The following is an 18,108-nucleotide window of genomic DNA, read 5'->3' as shown; positions in this document are numbered from 1 at the left end:
ACGAGAACGTCCCCGATCGTACGTGGCGTGATCGCCCGGTCCGGTCCGGCCGCCGCGGGATCAGCCGGGGGGTGGCATGCCGCCCTTGAGGCGTTCGATGTCCGAGGCACGGGTCTGGATCACGAAGATGGAGACCACGAACGCGACGACGGAGAAGATCGCCGCCGTGATGAATCCGGAGGAGACACCGGCCGTGAGGACCTCGTCGGACCAGGGCGGGGGAAGTTCGCCCGTCTTGGCGAACTGGGCCTTCTCCAGCGGACTCGCCTGGGAGAGGAAGGCGGGGATCTGGTCCTTGGCCTCGTTGCGGCTGGCCGTGCCGAAAACCGTCACCAGGATCGACAGACCGAGCGAACCACCCACCTGCTGGGTGGCGTTGAGCAGGCCGGACGCGGCACCGGCCTCCTGCGGCTCGACGTTGGACAGCGCCATGATGGTCAGCGAGACGAAGATCAGACCCATGCCGAAGCCGAAGACGAGGATCGGGCCGAGGACGCTGCCCAGGTAGGTGGAGTCGACATCGGTCAGGGTCAGCCAGGACAGGCCGACCGCCGACATGAACGATCCGGCCACCATGAAGGGCTTCGGCCCGTACCTGGGCAGGAGGTTGGAGGTGAGCCCGGCACCGACCGCGATGATCGCGCTCACCGGGAGGAACGCCAGGCCGGTCTTCAGCGGGCTGAAGTGCAGGACGTCCTGCACCCAGAGGGTCAGGAAGAAGAACATGCCGAAGATGGCCGCCGCGAGGCAGAGCATGATCGCGTACGTGCCCGCGCGGTTGCGGTCGGCGAACATGTGCAGCGGGGTGATCGGCTGCCGGGAGCGCCGCTCCACCAGGATGAACAGGAGCAGCAGGACGACGGCCGCGCCGAACGAGACCAGCGTCCACGGGTCCCGCCAGCCTTCCTGGGCGGCCCGGATGAAGCCGTACACCAGCGCCACCATGCCGAGGGTGGAGGTGAGCGCTCCGGTGAGGTCGAAGTGGCCCGGGTGGCGCTCGGACTCCTTGATGTGGCGGGGCGTGAGGAAGACGATCAGCAGCGCGATCGGCACGTTGACGAAGAAGATCCAGCGCCAGTCGAGCCATTCGACGAGCAGTCCGCCCGCGACGAGGCCGATCGCTCCGCCGCCCGCCGAGACCGCGGCGAACACACCGAAGGCCCGGTTGCGTTCCGGGCCTTCCTCGAAGTTCGTGGTGATCAGGGACAGCGAGGTCGGGGAGGCTATCGCGCCGCCGACGCCCTGCAGGGCCCGGGCGGCGAGCAGTTGCCAGTCGTTCTGGGCCAGTCCGCAGAGGAGCGAGGCGAATCCGAAGAGCAGGATGCCGAAGACGAAGACGCGGCGCCGGCCGAGGATGTCACCGGCGCGTCCGCCGAGCAGGAGCAGTCCGCCGAAGGTCAGCGTGTAGGCGTTGACCACCCAGGACAGGCTCGTGGTCGAGAAGTTCAGCGAGTCCTGGATGTGGGGCAGCGCGATGTTGACGATCGTGATGTCGAGAACGACCATCAGCTGACAGGAGGCGATGACGAAGAGGGCGATGCCCTTGCCGTCGCCGCTCTTCTTGGGCGGCGACGTGGTCTGTGCGGGGTCGGGCATCGGGTTCGGTGTAGTCATCGCGCCCTCGCTCACTGAGGGAGGCCGTGGGCCGGTCAGTCCACCTTTCGACACTAAGCCCGGGCCCTGCGACTCTCCAGTTGATCAAGAGCGCGGGCGGTCACTCCAGGACGGCGAGTCCGTCCACCTCCACCAGCGCCTGTTCGTCCCAGAGCCGTACGACTCCGATGACGGCCATCGCCGGGTAGTCGCGACCGGCCAATCGCCGCCAGATCCTGCCGAGTTCGGCGACGTGGCGCCGGTAGTCGGCGACGTCGGTGGCGTAGACCGTGACGCGGGCGAGGTCGGCCGGGGAGCCGCCGGCGTGCCGGAGGGCGGTGAGGAGGTTGGCGAGGGCGGTCTCGAACTGCTCGGGCAGGGTCTCCCCGACGACCTTGCCGTCGCGGTCGAGGCTGGTCTGGCCCGCGAGCAGGACGAGTCGGGAGCCGGTGGCGGTGACGGCGTGCGAGAAGCCGGTGGGCGGGGAGAGTTCGGCGGGGTTGTGCCGGTGCAGGCTCATGCGGTGGCCTCCCGCGGCTGCGGCTGCTCGTGTCGCGGCGCTGCCGGTTGCGCGGATTCCGGTTGCGGCGCTGCCGCTTGCGGAGGTTCGGGTTGCGGGGATTCCGGTTGCGGCGTATCCGGTTGCGGCGCGCTCGGTCGTGGGCTTTCCGGTTGCAGGGTTTCCAGCGAGAACCCCGGTTGCGCGCTCCGTGCCGCCGTGTACAGCTCCTTGGCGATGATCGTGCGCTGGACCTCGGTGGCGCCTTCGTAGATGCGGGGGGCACGGACCTCCCGGTAGAGGTGTTCCAGGAGGTGGCCGCGTTGCAGCGCGCGTGCCCCGTGCAGCTGGACGGCCGCGTCGACGACGTACTGCGCGGTCTCGGTCGCGAGCAGCTTCGCCATCGCCGCGCGGCGGGGCACGTCGTCCGCCCCGGCGTCGTAGGCGGCCGCCGCCGCGTAGACGAGGAGGCGGGCGGCCTCGGTACGGGTGGCCATCTCGGCGACCTGGTGGGCGACGGCCTGGAGGTCGCCGAGGACGCCGCCGAAGGCCTGCCGGGTCGCGGTGTGCGCGAGGGTGGCGTCGAGGGCGGCCTGGGCCATGCCGACCGCGAAGGCGCCGACGCTCGGGCGGAAGCGGTTGAGCGTGGTCATGGCGACCCGGAAGCCCCGGTCGGGCTCGCCCAGGAGGTCCGCGGCGCCGACCGGGACGCCGTCGAGGACGAGGCTGCCGATGGCGTGCGGGGCGAGCATGTCGAGGGGGGTACCGGAGAGTCCTGGCCGGTCGGCGGGGACCAGGAAGGCGGTGACGCCGCGCGCGCCCGCGCCGGGGGTGGTCCGGGCGAAGACGGTGGTGAAGTCGGCCTCCGGGGCGTTGGAGATCCAGCGCTTCTCGCCGTGGAGCCGCCAGCCGCCGGCGCCGTCCGGGCGGGCCTCCAGGGCGAGCGCGGCGGCGTCCGAGCCGGCCTCGGGCTCGCTGAGCGCGAAGGCCGCGACGGCCCGCCCGGCGACGACCTCGGGGAGCCAGCGGTCCCGCTGCTCGGGGGTGCCGAAGGCGGCGACCGGGTGACCGCCGAGGCCCTGCAGCGCGAGGGCGGTCTCGGCCTCCGTGCAGGTCTGGGCGAGCGACTCGCGGAGCAGGCAAAGGTCGAGGGCGCCTGCGTCGAAGAGCCCGGCCAGCAGGCCGTACTCGCCGAGGGCGGCGACCAGGGGGCGGTTGACGCGGCCCGGCTCGCCCTTGTCGGCGATCGGCCGCAGCCGTTCGGCCGCCAGGGCGCGCAGTTCCGCGCAGCGGGTGGTCTGCTGTGGATCGAGTGAGAATACGGACATTCGGACCCCTGTCCCGTTCGCCGACACCACTTCTATCGCGCACCGTTGACTGTCGTCATCATCACGATACGCTCGTTGGGCGACCCCACCACGACAAGGGGACGAACTCATGGAGCTGACCCCCTCGGCCCACCACGACACCTTCGCGCGCGACCACCTGCCGCCCGCCGACCAGTGGCCCCGACTGCTCTTCGATCTGCCGGGGCTCGACTACCCGGAGCGGCTCAACTGCGGCACGGAGCTGCTCGACCGCACGGTGGAACGATTCGGCGCGGAGCGGCCCGCGTTCCGGGACGGCGACGGCAACGTCTGGACCTACGGAGAGCTGAGCGGGCGGGTGAACCGGATCGCCCACGTCCTCACCTCCGACCTCGGCGTACGGCCCGGGAACCGGGTGCTGCTGCGCGGCCCCACCTCCCCCTGGCTGGCGGCCTGCTGGCTCGCGGTGATGAAGGCGGGCGCCGTGGCCGTCACGGTCCTGGCCCAGCAGCGCGCCCAGGAGCTGGCCGTCATGTGCGAGATGGCCCGGTGCGAGCACGCGCTGTGCGACGTCCGGACGGTCGACGACCTGGTCAAGGCCGAGGTGCCGGGGCTGCGGATCACGGCCTTCGGCGGGGACGCCCCGGACGACCTGCTGACCCTGGCAGCGGACGCGCCCGACGCGTACGAGGCGGTGCAGACCGCCGCCGACGACGTGGCCCTGATCGCCTTCACCTCGGGGACCACCGGGCGGCCGAAGGGGTGCATGCACTTCCACCGGGACGTGCTCGCGGTCGCCGACACCTTCTCCGCGCACGTGCTGCGCCCCGAGCCCGACGACGTCTTCGCCGGCTCCCCTCCGCTCGGCTTCACCTTCGGGCTGGGCGGTCTCGTGCTCTTCCCGCTGCGCGCCGGGGCCAGCGCGCTGCTGCTCGAACAGGCGGGCCCCAAGCAGTTGTTGGCGGCCGTCGCCGAGCACCGGGTGTCGGTGCTCTTCACCGCGCCGACGGCGTACCGCGTGATGCTGGAGGAGATCGACCGGCACGGCGGACGCGCCGACGAGGTGGCGGCCTCGCTGGGATCGCTGCGCCGGTGCGTGTCGGCGGGCGAGAACCTGCCGGCCGCGACCTGGGACGCCTGGTACGCCCGCACCGGTCTGAAGCTCATCAACGGCATCGGGGCGACGGAGCTGCTGCACATCTTCATCTCGGCGGCCGACGGCGACATCCGCCCGGGCACAACCGGCCGGCCGGTCCCCGGCTGGCAGGCACGGGTGGTGGACCGGTCCGGCACCGAACTCCCGGACGGCGAGGAGGGGCTCCTCGCGGTGCGCGGCCCGGTGGGCTGCCGGTATCTGGCCGACCCGCGCCAGAGCGAGTACGTGCACGGGGGCTGGAACGTCACGGGCGACACGTACGTCCGCGATGCCGACGGCTACTTCCGCTACGTCGCCCGCGCCGACGACATGATCATCTCGGCGGGCTTCAACATCGCGGGCCCCCAGGTGGAGGAGGCGCTCCTCGCCCATCCGGACGTGGTCGAGGCGGCGGTGGTGGGGCACGAGGACGCGCTGCGTGGCCAGATCGTGGTGGCGTACGCGGTGGTACGGGACGGGGTGCCGCGCGACGCGGAGACGGCGGGTGCGCTGCGGGCCTTCGTCCGGGCCCGGCTCGTGCCGTACAAGAGCCCCCGGAGGATCGTCTTCCTGGACGCCCTGCCCCGGACGGCCACCGGCAAGCTCCAGCGCTTCCGGCTGCGCGCGACCCCGGAGGACACGCCTTAGGCGTGGCTCTAGAGTGATCACGTGGTCGAGCAGCACACCCCCCGTTCCCTGATCGTCTCGCTGTACGGCGCGTACGGCCGCGGCCTCGCGCCCGGCGAGGAGCCGCTGCCGGTGGCCGAGCTGATCCGGCTGCTCGCGGTGCTCGGCGTGGACGCGCCTTCGGTGCGCTCGTCGGTGTCCCGGCTGAAGCGGCGAGGGCTGCTGCTGCCCCGGCGGACGGCGGACGGGGCCGCCGGGTACGTCCTGTCGGACGACGCCCGCCAGCTCCTGGACGACGGCGACCGCCGGATCTACGCCCGCGCCGAGCCGGCGCTCTCCGACGGCTGGGTGCTCGCCGTCTTCACCGTTCCCGAGGCCGAGCGCCACAAGCGCCATCTGCTGCGCTCGCGCCTTGCCCGGCTGGGCTTCGGGACGGCGGCACCGGGGGTCTGGATCGCCCCGGCGCGGTTGTACGAGGAGACCCGCCACACCCTTGAGCGCCTGGAGCTCTCCGCGTACGTGGACCTCTTCCGGGGCGAGCACCTGGGGTACGCGCCGACGGCGGAGTCGGTGGCCCGCTGGTGGGACCTGCCGTCGATCGCCAAGCTCCACGAGGAGTTCCTGGCCGCCCACGAGCCGGTGCTGAGGGCCTGGACCGCCGCGCCGGGCTCGGCCGAGGACGCGTACCGCGACTACCTCTTCGCGCTGGACTCCTGGCGCCGCCTGCCGTACGCCGACCCGGTCCTGCCGGCCGAGCTGCTGCCCCAGGACTGGCCGGGCGCCCGTTCGGCGGCGGTCTTCGCCGAGCTGCACGAGCGGCTGCGGGACCTGGGGGCCCGGTTCGCGGACGTCAGTTCAGGGTGAGCCGGGGCTTGGGGGCGTCCGTGCGGCCCGTCGGGGGCGTGCGGCTGCCCGCGCGGTACGGGGCGGGCCAGGGGGCCGCCGGGCCCCGGTAGTCCTGGTCGGCCGCCGCGTGAAGGGTCCAGTGGGGGTCGTAGAGGTGCGGGCGGGCCAGGGCGCAGAGGTCGGTGCGGCCGGCCAGGAGGAGCGAGTTGACGTCGTCCCAGGAGGAGATCGCGCCGACGGCGATGACCGGGACGCCGACCGCGCCCCGGATCCGGTCGGCGTACGGGGTCTGGTAGGAGCGGCCGTACTCGGGGCGCTCGTCGGGGACGACCTGGCCGGTGGAGATGTCGAGGGCGTCCACGCCGTGGTCGGCGAAGGCACGGGCGATCTCCACCGAGTCCTCGGGCGTGGTGCCGCCGTCGGCCCAGTCGGTCGCGGAGAGGCGTACGGTCATCGGCCGGTCCTCGGGCCACACCTCCCGTACGGCGTCGAAGACTTCGAGGGGGAAGCGGAGCCGGTTCTCCAGCGGGCCGCCGTAGGCGTCGTCGCGGTGGTTGGTGAGCGGCGAGAGGAAGCCGGAGAGCAGGTAGCCGTGGGCGCAGTGCAGTTCGAGGAGGTCGAAGTCGCAGGCGGCGGCGCGCCGGGCGGCTGCGGTGAACTCCTCGCGCACGGCGGTCATGCCCGCCCGGTCGAGGGCGCGCGGGACCTGGTTGACCCCGGCGCGGTACGGCAGGGGTGAGGCGGCCACGAGCGGCCAGTTGCCCTCGGGGAGCGGCTGGTCGATCCCCTCCCACATGCGGCGGGTGGATCCCTTGCGGCCTGAGTGGCCGAGCTGGACGCCGATCGCCGTGCCGGGGGCGTTGGTGTGGACGAATGAGGTGACCCGGCTCCAGGACTCCGCCTGCTCGTCGGCCCACAGGCCGGTGCAGGCGGGGGTGATGCGGCCCTCGGGGCTGACGCAGACCATCTCGGTCATGACCAGCCCCGCGCCGCCGAGGGCCCTGGCTCCGAGGTGGACGAGGTGGTAGTCGGTGGGGAGGCCGTCCTCGGCGACGTACAGGTCCATCGGGGAGACCACGATCCGGTTGCGCAGGGTGAGCCCGCGCAGCCGGAAGGGGGTGAACATCGGCGGGGTGCCGAGCGGGCAGCCGAAGTCGCGTTCCACCGCCTCGGTGAACCTGGGGTCGCGCAGCCGCAGGTTGTCGTGGGTGACACGACGGCTTCGGGTGAGCAGGTTGAAGGCGAACTGGCGGGGCGGCTGGTCGAGATGGCCGGCGATCTCCTCGAACCAGCGCAGGCTGGCCGCCGCCGCGCGCTGGGTGGACTCGACGACGGGCCTGCGTTCTGCCTCGTACGCGGCCAGCGCCTCGGGGATCGTCGGCTGTTCCTCGACGCAGGCGGCGAGCGCGAGGGCGTCCTCGACGGCGAGCTTGGTGCCGGAGCCGATGGAGAAGTGCGCGGTGTGGGCGGCGTCGCCGAGGAGGACGGTGGTGCCGTGGGACCAGCGTTCGTTGACGACCGTGCGGAAGGCGGTCCAGGCGGAGCGGTTGGAGCGCAGGGGGCGGCCGCCGAGCACGTCGGCGAAGAGCTTGGCGCAGCGGTCGGTGGACTCGTCCTCGTCCATCGTGTCGAAGCCCGCGGCCCGCCAGACCTCCTCGCGCATCTCGACGATGACGGTGGAGGCGTCGGCGGAGAAGGGGTAGCCGTGGAGCTGCATCACCCCGTGCTCGGTCTCGGCGATCTCGAAGCGGAAGGCGTCGAGGGCGAAGTCGGCGGCGAGCCAGATGTAGCGGCAGCGGTGGCTGGTGATCCGGGGGCGGAACACGTCCGCGTGGGCCTCGCGGGTGGCGCTGTGGACGCCGTCGGCGGCGATGACGAGGTCGTGGTCGGCGGCCAGTGCGGCGGCGGGCGGCGCCTCGGTGCGGAAGCGGAGCCGTACGCCGAGTTCGGCGCAGCGGGCGTGCAGGATCTCCAGGAGCCGGCGCCGGCCGAGGGCGGCGAAGCCGTGACCGGTGGAGGTGAGGAGCCGGCCGCGGTGGCCGATGTGGATGTCGTCCCAGCGGACGAACTCCTCCTGGAGGGCGCGGTAGACGGCCGGGTCGGCGTGCTCGATGCCGCCGAGGGTCTCGTCGGAGAGGACGACGCCGAAGCCGAACGTGTCGTCGGGGGCGTTGCGCTCCCAGACGGTGACCTCGCGGCCGGGGTCGAGCCGCTTGAGCAGCGCGGCCGCGTACAGCCCGCCGGGGCCGCCGCCGACGACGGCGATCCGGAGGGGGGCCGCGGGGGCCGGGGCGCGGCCCTCCTCGGGCGCGGGCATCGTCAGCGCCCCCGCCACTTCGGGGCGCGTTTCTCGGTGAAGGAGGCGTGGAACTCGGCGTAGTCCTCGCCGTTCATCAGGAGCGCCTGAGTGGCGGCGTCCAGTTCGACGGAGGCCGCGAGCGGCATGTCCAGTTCGGCGGTGAGCAGGGCCTTGGTCTGGGCGTGAGCCAGGGCCGGGCCGTCGGCGAGACGGCGGGCCAGCTCGGCGGCGCGGGTGGTGGCGGCGCCCTCCTCGGTGAGTTCGCTGAGGAGGCCGATGCGTTCCGCCTCGGCTGCGTGGACGGGGTCGCCGAGCATGAGGAGCCTGGTCGCGTGGCCGAGGCCGACGACCCGGGGCAGCAGATAGGCCGCGCCCATGTCGCCGCCGGAGAGCCCGACGCGGGTGAAGAGGAAGGCGAAGCGGGCGGTCGGGTCGGCGATCCGGAAGTCGGCGGCGAGGGCCAGGACGGCTCCCGCGCCGGCCGCGACGCCGTGGACGGCGGCGATCACGGGGAAGGGGCACTCGCGGATCGCGCGGACGACCTGTCCGGTCATCCGGTTGAAGTCGAGCAGCTGGGCGGTGTCCATGGCGAGCGTGGCGCCGATGATCTCGTCCACGTCGCCGCCGGAGCAGAAGCCGCGTCCCTCGCCGCCGAGGACGAGGGCGCGGACGGCCCGCTCCCGGGACAGCTCGGCGAGCAGGTCGCGCAGGTCGGCGTAGGCGCCGAAGGTGAGCGCGTTGAGTTTCGCGGGGCGGTCGAGGGTGACGGTGGCGACGCCGTCGTCGACGGTCAGCCGCAGATGGCGCCAGCGCTCGGTACGGGGTGCGGAGCCGGTAAAGGGGCTCATGGGGGACGCCCTCCCTTCCTCCTCCCCGGAGCGTATCACTGCATTGTGACCACCGTCACGAGTGCGCGATATCGCGGAGGTACGAAGGTCCCGGCACCTTGGAGGCACTGGTCCCCGCCACCAAGGAGGGGGTGCCCATGGAATCGGCCCGCACGCTTCGTAAGGTGGAAAGCCGGACGTGTCCGGGCACGTCCCCCCTCCCCCTCACCTGCCCTCGGCGAAGGGAGCCCCGCCATGGCCGACGCCACCGACGCCACCAGCCCCACCTCCTGGCGCGTCGAGCTTCCGCACACCACCGCCGCCGTGCCGATGGCCAGGGCCCTGGTCCGCGCCGCGCTCACCGACCTGGCCGCGCCCGCCGACAGCGACACCGCCGAACTGCTCACCGCCGAGCTGGTCGCCAACGCCGTCGAGCACACGGCCCCCGGGGATCCGATCGAGCTGGTCGTCGAGCTGCTGCCGGGCGGCTGTCAGGTCGAGGTGCACGACCGGCGACCGGCGGGGCCGGGCGAGCTGATCGGCCCCGGCCCCTGCGAGTGGCCCGACCCGTCGCAGGAGCACGGGCGCGGACTGCTCCTCATCCGCGCGCTCGCCGGCGACTGCGGCCACCGCCCCACCGCGCAAGGCAAGGCGGTCTGGTTCACCCTTCCCGCGGTGCCGAGGCAGCGCCGTCCGCGGGAGCGGTGACCGCCACCGGGGCGGTCGCGGCGAGCCGCGAGTTGCGGCGCCCGTAGAACGCGTAGACGAGCGCTCCGACGGCCAGGAAGACCACGAACTGCAGCCAGGTCGACCAGCCGGTGCCCCAGATCAGGTACAGGCAGAAGCCGACGCCGAGGATCGGGCTCACCGGGTAGAACGGCACCCGGAAGGAGCGCGGCAGTTCCGGGTCACGACGGCGCAGCGCGATCACGGCGATGTTGACGACGGCCATGACGGCGAGCGTGCCGATGGTCGTCAGGCCGACCACCACGTCGAGCGAGGCGAAGGCGGCCGGGACCGCGAAGACGGCGGCCACGATCCAGGTGTTGGCGACGGGGGTCGCGCTCTTCGGCGAGACCCGCTCGAAGACCCGGGGGACGAGCCCGTCCCGGGACATCGACATGAGGATGCGGGTCTGCCCGTACATGACCGCGAGGACGACGGAGGCGATCGCGACGACGGCGCCGAAGGCGATGATCCCGCCACCGATCGAGGACCCGGTGACCTGGTCGACGACGAGGGAGAGCGCGGCCGGCTTGTCGGCGACGGCGTCGGCGCCGAGCGCGCCGATCGCGGAGAGCGCCACCGCGCAGTAGAGCAGGGTGACGACCCCGATGCAGACGAGGATCGCGATGGGGATGTTGCGGCGGGGGTTCTTGACCTCCTCGCCTGCGGTGGTGATGGCGTCGAAACCGATGTACGAGAAGAACGCCACGGACGCGCCCGCGGTGATCCCCGCGGCGCCGTGGGTGGCGAACGGCGCGAGGTTGCCGTCCTGGAAGGCGCTGAAGCCGATCGCGCAGAACAGGACCAGGATGCCGAGCTTGAGGACGGCCATCGCGGCCGTCGCCCGGGCGCTCTCCCGGACGCCGCGCACGAGGAGCACGGCGGCGAGGGCGATGACCACCACGGCGGGCAGGTTGACCACGCCGCCGTCGCCGGGTCCCGCGGAGAGCGCCTGCGGCAGCTGGAGCCCGACGAGGCTGTCCAGGAGTTCGTTCAGGTACTGGCTCCAGCCGACCGCGACCGCGGAGACCGAGACGCCGTACTCCAGGAGCAGGCACCAGCCGACGAGGAACGCGACCCGCTCGCCGAGGCTCGCGTACGCGAAGGAGTAGGAGGACCCGGAGACGGGGATCGCGCCGCCCAGCTCCGCGAAGGAGAAGGCGGTGAAGACGCAGGTGATCGCGGCCAGGACGAAGGAGACGACGACGGCGGGGCCCGCCTCGGCGACGCTGTCGGAGAGGCCGACGAAGATCCCGGTGCCGACGATCGCGCCGATGCCGAAGCACACGAGCTGGAAGAGGCTCATGGTGCGCTTGAGGCCGTGGCCTTCGAGGTCCGCGCCGGATTCGGCGATCAGCTGCTGGGGGGATTTGATCCGCGGCGCGGACGGGGACATGCGGGGGTTCTCATCTCTGGTCGAGCAGGGCGTCCGGGGTGTGGACGCGCGAGTGGGGTCCGGGCTTGTGAGCCCGAACCCCACCGATCGATCCGATGGTAACCATGGGATCGCATATACACCCAATCGGGCGTATCGCTATCCGAGGTGCCCCGTATGCGGCTACCCGAGGTCGCCTGCCATCGTGGCGACGAGGACCGCCTTGATGGTGTGCATCCGGTTCTCGGCCTCGTCGAAGACGACCGAGTGCGCCGACTCGAAGACCTCGTCCGAGACCTCCAGCTCGGTCAGCCCGTGCCGGGCGTGGATGTCGCGGCCGACGGCCGTGCCGAGATCGTGGAAGGCCGGCAGGCAGTGCAGGAACTTCACGGCCGGGTTGCCGGTGGCGCGCAGCACGTCCATGGTCACGGCGTACGGCAGGAGGTGCGCGATCCGCTCGTCCCAGACCTCCTTGGGCTCCCCCATCGAGACCCAGACGTCGGTGGCGACGAAGTCGGCGCCCCTGACCCCCTCGCCGACGTCCTCGGTCAGGGTGATCTTCGCGCCGCTGGTCTCCGCGAGGGCGCGCGCCGAGGCGACGACCGCCTCGCCCGGCCAGTACGCCTTCGGGGCCACGATCCGGACGTCCATGCCGAGGAGGGCGCCGGTCACGAGGTAGGAGTTGCCCATGTTCAGGCGCGCGTCGCCGAGGTAGGCGAAGGCGACCTCGTCGAGCGGCTTGTCCGTGTGCTCGGTCATGGTGAGGACGTCCGCGAGCATCTGGGTGGGGTGCCAGTCGTCCGTCAGACCGTTGAACACGGGCACGCCCGCGTGCGTGGCGAAGTCCTCGACCTTCGAGTGGCTGTCCCCCCGGTACTCGATGGCGTCGAACATCCGGCCGAGGACCCGGGCGGTGTCCTTGACCGACTCCTTGTGGCCGATCTGCGAGCCGGAGGGGTCCAGGTAGGTGGTGGAGGCGCCCTGGTCGGCGGCGGCGACCTCGAAGGCGCAACGGGTCCGGGTCGAGGTCTTCTCGAAGATCAGGGCGATGTTCCGGCCCCGCAGCCGCTGGACCTCGACGCCCGCCTTCTTGGCCGCCTTCAACTCGGCGGCCAGGTCGACGAGACCACGGAACTCCTCGGCGGAGAAGTCCAGCTCCTTGAGGAAGTGGCGGCCGATGAGGTCGGTGGCCATGGGGCGCTCCTGGAATACGGTCGGGGACGGCGAACAAGTCAGCGACTGGAAGTGTATACGTATATCAGTATGGCTATACAGTGACGCCGCACACTCGTCGTCCCCGACCGTTCCTCACACGGCGTCGCGCTCCACCGGGCAGCTCATACAGCGCGGGCCGCCGCGCCCCCGGCCCAGCTCGCTGCCCGGGATCTCGATCACCTCGATGCCCTGCTTGCGCAGGTGGGTGTTGGTGGTCGCGTTCCGCTCGTACGCCACGACCACCCCCGGCTCGACGGCGAGGACGTTGCAGCCGTCGTCCCACTGCTCGCGCTCCGCCGCGTGGACGTCCTGCGTCGCCGTGAGGACCCGGATGTCCTGGAGGCCGAGCGCCGCGGCGATCGCGCTGTGCATCTGCTCGGGCGGATGGTCGGTGACCCGCAGGGACTGCCCCTCGTCGCCCGGTTCGATGGTGTACGAGCGGAGCATGCCGAGCCCCGCGTACTGGGTGAAGGTGTCCTGGTCGACCATCGTCATCACCGTGTCGAGGTGCATGAAGGCGCGCCGCTTCGGCATGTCGAGGGCGATGATCGTCCGGGCCGAGCCGGCCGCGAACATCCCCCGGGCCAGCATCTCCACCGCCTGCGGGGTGGTCCGCTCGCTCATGCCGATCAGGACCGCTCCGTTGCCGATGACGAGGACGTCGCCGCCCTCGATCGTGGACGGGTAGTCGGCCTGGCCCTCGGACCAGAGGTGGAAGCTGCCCGCCTCCGGGCCCGCGAAGAGCGGGTGGTGCTTGTAGATCGCCTCGAAGTGGACGGTCTCGCGCTGCCGGGCGGGCCAGCGCATCGCGTTGATGGAGACCCCGTCGTAGATCCAGGCGGAGGTGTCCCGGGTGAAGATGTGGTTCGGGAGCGGGCCGAGGATGAAGTCGTCCAGGTCCATCGCGTGGAACCGGACCGAGGTGGGCTCCCGGTGCGCGGCCAGGAACTCGCGCTTCGTCATGCCCCCGACGAGCGCCTCCCCGAGGGCGACGGCGTCCAGCGAGTCGAAGGCCGCGCGGAGGTGGTCGGCGGCGAGCGGGCCGTACTCCTTCTCGTCGAAGACCCGGTCGAGGACGAGCTTGCGGGCGGCGGGCAGTTCGAGGGACTCGGCGAGGAGATCCCCGAAGAGATGGACCTCGATGTCCCGCTCGCGCAGCACGTCGGCGAACCCGTCGTGCTCCTGGCGGGCGCGGCGCACCCAGAGCACGTCGTCGAAGAGGAGAGCGTCCTTGTTGGAGGGTGTCAGCCGCTTCAGCTCCAGATCGGGCCGGTGCAGTATGACGCGGCGGAGCCGCCCGGTCTCGGAATCGACATGGAATCCCATGCGCCCATCCTGACGGAGCCGGGCGGCTCGTGCGTGGTTCTCACCTCACAGACGCGGATCCACCGGCTCCGACTCCAGGGCGAGCACCGCGAACACGGCCTCGTGGACCCGCCAGAGCGGCTCGCCCCCGGCCAGCCGCTCCACCGCCTCCAGGCCGAGCGCGTACTCGCGCAGCGCCAGCGAGCGCTTGTGGCCGAGGAAGCGGTTGCGCAGCCGCTCCAGGTTCTCCGGGCGGGTGTACTCCGGCCCGTAGATGATCCGCAGGTACTCGCGGCCTCGGACCTTCACGCCCGGCTGGACGAGCCGGCCGTCGGCGCCCCGGACGAGCGCGGCGAGCGGCTTGACGACCATGCCCTCGCCACCGGCGGCCGTCATCTCCAGCCACCACTCGACCCCGGCCCTGACCGACTCCTCGTCCCCCGTGTCGACGACGAGCCTGCGGGTGACCTGGAGCAGGCCCGTCGGGTCGGCGTCGACCAGGCGGTCGAGCCACCCGAGCTGCTCGTCGTGCGGCACGGCCGTCAGCGCGCGATCCCGCGCGCCCAGGATCTGGAACGGGGCGAAGCGCACCCCTTCGAGGCCCTGGGTCGGCCAGCAGTAGCGCCGGTACGCCTCCGTGAACGCCTCGGCGTCCGCCGCCCGTTCACGCTGCTTGGCCAGCAGCGCGTCCACGCCCGCGACCCTGCGCGCCGCCGCCTGCTCCAGTGCGCCGAGCGCGCCCGGGAAGACCGCGCGGGAGGCCGCGCCGACGGCCGCGTACTGCGAACGCAGCAGCCCGGCCGACTTCAGCGACCACGGCATGAGCTCGCCGTCGAGCAGCAGCCAGTCCGTGTCGAGGCTCTCCCAGAGCCCGGCGGCGGTGATCGCCGCCCGCAACCGCGCGAGGACCTCCTCGGTGACCGCCTCGTCGTCGAAGAAGGGCCGTCCGGTACGGGTGTGCAGGGCGCCGGTCACTCCGGTGACCCCGAAGCGCTCGCGGGCCGCGTCCGCGTCGCGGCAGACCAGCGCCACGGCACGCGAGCCCATGTGCTTCTCCTCGCACACCACCCACTCGACCCCGTCCGCCTTGTAGTGCGCGAACGCCTCGGCCGGGTGCTCCAGGTAGCCCTCCCGCTTCGAGGTCGCGGTCGGTGCCATGGTCGGCGGCAGGTAGGCGAGCAGGCGCGGGTCGACCGCGAACCGGCTCATGACCTCCAGGGCCGCCGCCGCGTTCTCCTCGCGCACGGAGACATTGCCCATCTGCCGGGTCTCCACGATCCGGCGTCCGTGCACGTCGGCGAGGTCGAGCGGCCTGCCCTCGTGACCACCGGGCGCGTCCGTGGTGAGCGGCCGGGCGGGCTCGTACCAGACCTTCTCCGCCGGTACGTCGACGAGTTCGCGCTCCGGCCAGCGCAGCGCGGTCATCTTCCCGCCGAAGACGGCGCCCGTGTCGAGGCAGATGGTGTTGTTGACCCACGAGGTGTTCGGGACGGGCGTGTGGCCGTAGACGACGGTGGCCCGGCCGCGGTACTCCTCCGCCCACGGGTAGCGCACCGGCAGGCCGAACTCGTCGGTCTCCCCGGTCGTGTCCCCGTACAGCGCGTGCGAGCGCACCCGGCCGGAGGTCCGGCCGTGGTACTTCTCCGGCAGACCGGCGTGGCAGACCACCAGCCGGCCCTCGTCGAGGACGTAGTGGCTGACGAGCCCGTCGATGAACGCGCCCACCTCGGCGCGGAACTCCTCGCTCTCCCGGCCCAGTTGCTCGATGGTCTCGCCGAGTCCGTGGGTCTCCTGGACCTTGCGGCCCTTGAGCCAGCGGCCGAGCTTGTTCTCGTGGTTGCCGGGCACGCAGAGCGCGTCCCCGGCCGCGACCATGGACATCACCCGGCGCAGCACGCCCGGGCTGTCCGGGCCGCGGTCGACGAGGTCGCCGACGAAGACGGCCGTACGGCCCTCGGGGTGGTGGCCGTCGACGTAGCCGAGCCTGCCGAGCAGGGTCTCCAGCTCGGAGCGGCAACCGTGGATGTCACCGATGATGTCGAAGGGTCCGGTGAGGTGGCGCAGGTCGTTGAACCGCTTCTCCAGGACGACCTCGGCCGCCTCCACCTCCTCGACGCTGCGCAGGACGTGCACCTTGCGGAAGCCCTCGCGCTCCAGGCCGCGCAGCGAGCGCCGCAGCTCGCGGCGGTGGCGCTGGACGACGTGCCGGGGCATGTCGGCGCGGTCGGGGCGGTCCGCGTTCCGCGCCTGGCAGACCTCCTCGGGCAGGTCGAGGACGATCGCGATCGGGAGCACGTCGTACTGCCGGGCCAGCTGGACGAGCTGACGCCGGGCCTCCTGCTGGACGTTGGTGGCGTCGACGACGGTCAGCCGTCCCGCCTCCAGACGCTTGCCGGCGATGTAGTGCAGGACGTCGAAGGCGTCCCGGCTCGCGCTCTGGTCGTTCTCGTCGTCGGCGACCAGGCCCCGGCAGAAGTCGGAGGAGATGACCTCGGTGGGCCTGAAGTGGCGGCGCGCGAACGTGGACTTGCCGGAGCCGCTGGCGCCGATCAGGACCACGAGGGACAGGTCGGTGACGGGCAGCGTGCGGGTGGTGTCGGTGCTGGTCATGCCTGCTCCTCCTTCGGGGTCGCGTCGGTCGCGTCGGTCTGCTGGGTGAAGACCGCCATCTGGGTCGGCGGGCCGACCTCGGGGTCGTCGGGGCCCACGGGGGTGAACCGGACTCCGTATCCGTACTGTTCGGCGACGCGTCCCGCCCAGGCGCGGAACTCGTCGCGGGTCCACTCGAAGCGGTGGTCGCTGTGCCGGACGTGCCCGGCCGGGAGGGACTCCCAGCGGACGTTGTACTCGACGTTCGGCGTGGTCACGAGGACCGTACGGGGGCGCGCCGAGCCGAACACGGCGTATTCGAGCGCGGGCAGCCTCGGCAGGTCGAGGTGCTCGATGACCTCGCTGAGGACCGCCGCGTCGTAGCCGGTGAGCCGCTTGTCGGTGTACGCGAGCGAGCCCTGGATCAGCTTCACCCGGCCGGCCTGCCGCTCGCCGAGCCGGTCGAGCCGCAGCCGCCGCCCGGCGACCGTCAGGGCGCGTACGGACACGTCGACGCCGACGATGTCGGTGAAGCGCGTGTCCTTGAGCAGCGCCTGCACCAACTGGCCCTGTCCGCAGCCGAGATCGAGCACCCGGGTGGCGTCGGCCGCGCGCAGCGCGGCGAGGATCGCGTCCCGGCGCTGCTCGGCGAGCGGTACCGGCCGCTCCTCGGTGTCGGTCGTCTCGTCGACGGCGTTGTCGACGTCCTCGACGTCGAGCCCGTCCGCCTCGGCGAGGCGGACGAGTTCCAGGCGCTCCATGGCGTCGCGGGTCAGGCCCCAGCGGCGGGAGAGGTAGCGGCTGGTGATCAGCTTCTGCTCGGGGTGGTCGGCGAGCCAGCCGTCGCCGGCGCGCAGCAGCTTGTCGACCTCGTCGGGCGAGATCCAGTAGTGCTTGGCGTCGTCGAGGACGGGCAGCAGGACGTACAGCTGGTTGAGCGCGTCGGCGAGCCGCAGCTCCCCTTCGAGGACGAGGTGGACGTAGCGCGAGTCGCCCCACTCGGGGAACGCGGTGTCGAGCGCCACCGGCTCCGCCTCGACGGTGTCCCAGCCGAGGGGCCCGAACAGCTTGCGGACCAGGTCGGCGCCGCCGCGGGCGGGGAGCGCGGGGACCTCGACGCGCAGCGGCAGCGGCGCGGCGGCCCGCTCGGGCATCGCCTTGCAGGCGCCGTGAAGGGCGCTCTTGAAGACGGTGGCGAGGGCGACGGCGAGCAGCGAGGACGCGGCGTAGGGCCGGTCGTTCACGTACTGCGCGAGCGCGGAGTCGGGGGCGCCGCCCCGGCCCTTGCCCTTGCCGCGCCGCACCAGACCCACGGGGTCGATCTCCAGGAGGAGGGCGGCCGTGCACCGCTCGGCGGTCGCCTCGGGGTAGAGGACGTGCGCCGTGCCGTGCGAGGTCGAGAACGTCTGCGCGTTGTCGGGATGCTTGTGCAGCAGGAAGCCCAGGTCGGTCGCGGGACGCTCGGGGGTGCCGGTAGTGCTGATCGTCAGGAACACACGTCCGAGTATGGTCCGAGATCCCGGCTCCGACCAGGCATTTTCCCCGCTGGGGCGGCTGCGGGCCGCGGCATGGGCCTTTCGTCTGGATCAGGCCGGATCAGGGAGCGGGGTACCCCCTGCTCGAAGAGCTTGGGGGAGCGGTGCCAGACCCCGCGAGCCCGGCATGATCCAAACGAAAGGCCCTAGGGCCTGTCCGGTGGATCAGGGCCGGACAGGCCGCGGCGTCTGGTGCGGTGCATCGCAAGGCGCCGGAGCGTCTCGATAGC

Annotated in this window: 13 protein-coding genes; 3 read left to right on the top strand and 10 right to left on the bottom strand. The window is 72.3% G+C overall.

What is annotated here, in order from left to right; all coding sequences use genetic code 11:
* Positions 1–60: 60 nt before the first annotated feature.
* From AB0E14_RS24040 to AB0E14_RS24030, 3 genes are all read right to left on the bottom strand, one after another.
* Complete coding sequence (locus tag AB0E14_RS24040; RefSeq protein WP_362421649.1) at positions 61–1,596, bottom strand: MFS transporter; 1,536 nt, start codon at positions 1,594–1,596, stop codon at positions 61–63.
* Between the two features lie 118 nt (positions 1,597–1,714).
* Complete coding sequence (locus AB0E14_RS24035; protein WP_362421646.1) at positions 1,715–2,113, bottom strand: RidA family protein; 399 nt, start codon at positions 2,111–2,113, stop codon at positions 1,715–1,717.
* Positions 2,110–3,420, bottom strand: a complete 1,311-nt coding sequence (locus tag AB0E14_RS24030) for an acyl-CoA dehydrogenase family protein (RefSeq protein ID WP_362421643.1) — start codon at positions 3,418–3,420, stop codon at positions 2,110–2,112. Before AB0E14_RS24030 ends, AB0E14_RS24035 begins: the two co-directional genes overlap by 4 nt.
* A gap of 109 nt (positions 3,421–3,529) precedes the next feature.
* On the opposite strand from AB0E14_RS24030, the gene AB0E14_RS24025 reads away from it, so the two are divergent.
* The gene (locus AB0E14_RS24025; protein WP_362421640.1) at positions 3,530–5,182 is read left to right on the top strand and encodes an AMP-binding protein; all 1,653 of its coding nucleotides are present in this window, start codon (positions 3,530–3,532) and stop codon (positions 5,180–5,182) included.
* Between the two features lie 21 nt (positions 5,183–5,203).
* Entirely contained in the window at positions 5,204–6,025 is an 822-nt protein-coding gene (locus AB0E14_RS24020; protein WP_362421637.1) for a PaaX family transcriptional regulator C-terminal domain-containing protein, read from the top strand.
* On the opposite strand, the gene AB0E14_RS24015 is transcribed toward AB0E14_RS24020, so the two are convergent.
* Entirely contained in the window at positions 6,012–8,324 is a 2,313-nt protein-coding gene (locus AB0E14_RS24015; protein WP_362421634.1) for a bifunctional salicylyl-CoA 5-hydroxylase/oxidoreductase, read from the bottom strand. The genes AB0E14_RS24020 and AB0E14_RS24015 overlap by 14 nt on opposite strands.
* 2 nt (positions 8,325–8,326) lie before the next feature.
* Positions 8,327–9,154, bottom strand: coding sequence for an enoyl-CoA hydratase family protein (locus AB0E14_RS24010; protein WP_362421631.1), 828 nt, complete (start codon positions 9,152–9,154; stop codon positions 8,327–8,329).
* A 234-nt stretch (positions 9,155–9,388) separates the two neighbouring features.
* Between AB0E14_RS24010 and AB0E14_RS24005 the strand changes: the two genes are divergently transcribed.
* Positions 9,389–9,841, top strand: coding sequence for an ATP-binding protein (locus AB0E14_RS24005; protein ID WP_362421628.1), 453 nt, complete (start codon positions 9,389–9,391; stop codon positions 9,839–9,841).
* On the opposite strand, the gene AB0E14_RS24000 is transcribed toward AB0E14_RS24005, so the two are convergent.
* From AB0E14_RS24000 to AB0E14_RS23980, 5 genes are all read right to left on the bottom strand, one after another.
* A complete protein-coding gene (locus AB0E14_RS24000) occupies positions 9,795–11,255 on the bottom strand; it encodes an amino acid permease (RefSeq protein WP_362421625.1) in 1,461 nt (486 codons plus the stop codon). The two genes, AB0E14_RS24005 and AB0E14_RS24000, sit on opposite strands and share 47 nt — an antisense overlap.
* A 162-nt stretch (positions 11,256–11,417) precedes the next feature.
* On the bottom strand, positions 11,418–12,428 hold the full coding sequence (gene argF / locus AB0E14_RS23995; protein WP_362421622.1) for an ornithine carbamoyltransferase: 1,011 nt from the start codon (positions 12,426–12,428) through the stop codon (positions 11,418–11,420).
* A 114-nt stretch (positions 12,429–12,542) separates the two neighbouring features.
* A complete protein-coding gene (locus tag AB0E14_RS23990) occupies positions 12,543–13,775 on the bottom strand; it encodes an arginine deiminase (RefSeq protein ID WP_362421619.1) in 1,233 nt (410 codons plus the stop codon).
* 45 nt (positions 13,776–13,820) lie between these two features.
* Positions 13,821–16,364 (bottom strand): polynucleotide kinase-phosphatase, encoded by a 2,544-nt coding sequence (locus tag AB0E14_RS23985; RefSeq protein WP_362421617.1) that lies wholly within the window; start codon positions 16,362–16,364, stop codon positions 13,821–13,823.
* Complete coding sequence (locus AB0E14_RS23980) at positions 16,361–17,839, bottom strand: 3' terminal RNA ribose 2'-O-methyltransferase Hen1 (RefSeq protein ID WP_362421614.1); 1,479 nt, start codon at positions 17,837–17,839, stop codon at positions 16,361–16,363. The genes AB0E14_RS23985 and AB0E14_RS23980 overlap by 4 nt, the downstream gene beginning before the upstream one ends.
* Between the last annotated feature and the right edge of the window lie 269 nt (positions 17,840–18,108).

The organism is Streptomyces sp. NPDC047981 (assembly GCF_040653315.1).
In the GTDB taxonomy this organism is placed as follows: Bacteria; Actinomycetota; Actinomycetes; order Streptomycetales; family Streptomycetaceae; genus Streptomyces.
The sequence above is the reverse complement of the archived record's forward strand: the minus strand, read 5'-3'. Positions and strand labels throughout refer to the sequence as shown.

Bases quoted from the DNA above. Each gene is read 5' to 3' on its own strand.
- AB0E14_RS23985 (WP_362421617.1), bottom strand. From the start codon at position 16,364: ATGACCAGCACCGACACCACCCGCACGCTGCCCGTCACCGACCTGTCC.
- AB0E14_RS24030 (WP_362421643.1), bottom strand. From the start codon at position 3,420: ATGTCCGTATTCTCACTCGATCCACAGCAGACCACCCGCTGCGCGGAA.
- AB0E14_RS24000 (WP_362421625.1), bottom strand. From the start codon at position 11,255: ATGTCCCCGTCCGCGCCGCGGATCAAATCCCCCCAGCAGCTGATCGCC.
- AB0E14_RS23990 (WP_362421619.1), bottom strand. From the start codon at position 13,775: ATGGGATTCCATGTCGATTCCGAGACCGGGCGGCTCCGCCGCGTCATA.
- AB0E14_RS24005 (WP_362421628.1), top strand. From the start codon at position 9,389: ATGGCCGACGCCACCGACGCCACCAGCCCCACCTCCTGGCGCGTCGAG.
- AB0E14_RS24035 (WP_362421646.1), bottom strand. From the start codon at position 2,113: ATGAGCCTGCACCGGCACAACCCCGCCGAACTCTCCCCGCCCACCGGC.
- AB0E14_RS24025 (WP_362421640.1), top strand. From the start codon at position 3,530: ATGGAGCTGACCCCCTCGGCCCACCACGACACCTTCGCGCGCGACCAC.
- AB0E14_RS24010 (WP_362421631.1), bottom strand. From the start codon at position 9,154: ATGAGCCCCTTTACCGGCTCCGCACCCCGTACCGAGCGCTGGCGCCAT.
- AB0E14_RS24015 (WP_362421634.1), bottom strand. From the start codon at position 8,324: ATGCCCGCGCCCGAGGAGGGCCGCGCCCCGGCCCCCGCGGCCCCCCTC.
- AB0E14_RS24040 (WP_362421649.1), bottom strand. From the start codon at position 1,596: ATGCCCGACCCCGCACAGACCACGTCGCCGCCCAAGAAGAGCGGCGAC.
- argF (WP_362421622.1), bottom strand. From the start codon at position 12,428: ATGGCCACCGACCTCATCGGCCGCCACTTCCTCAAGGAGCTGGACTTC.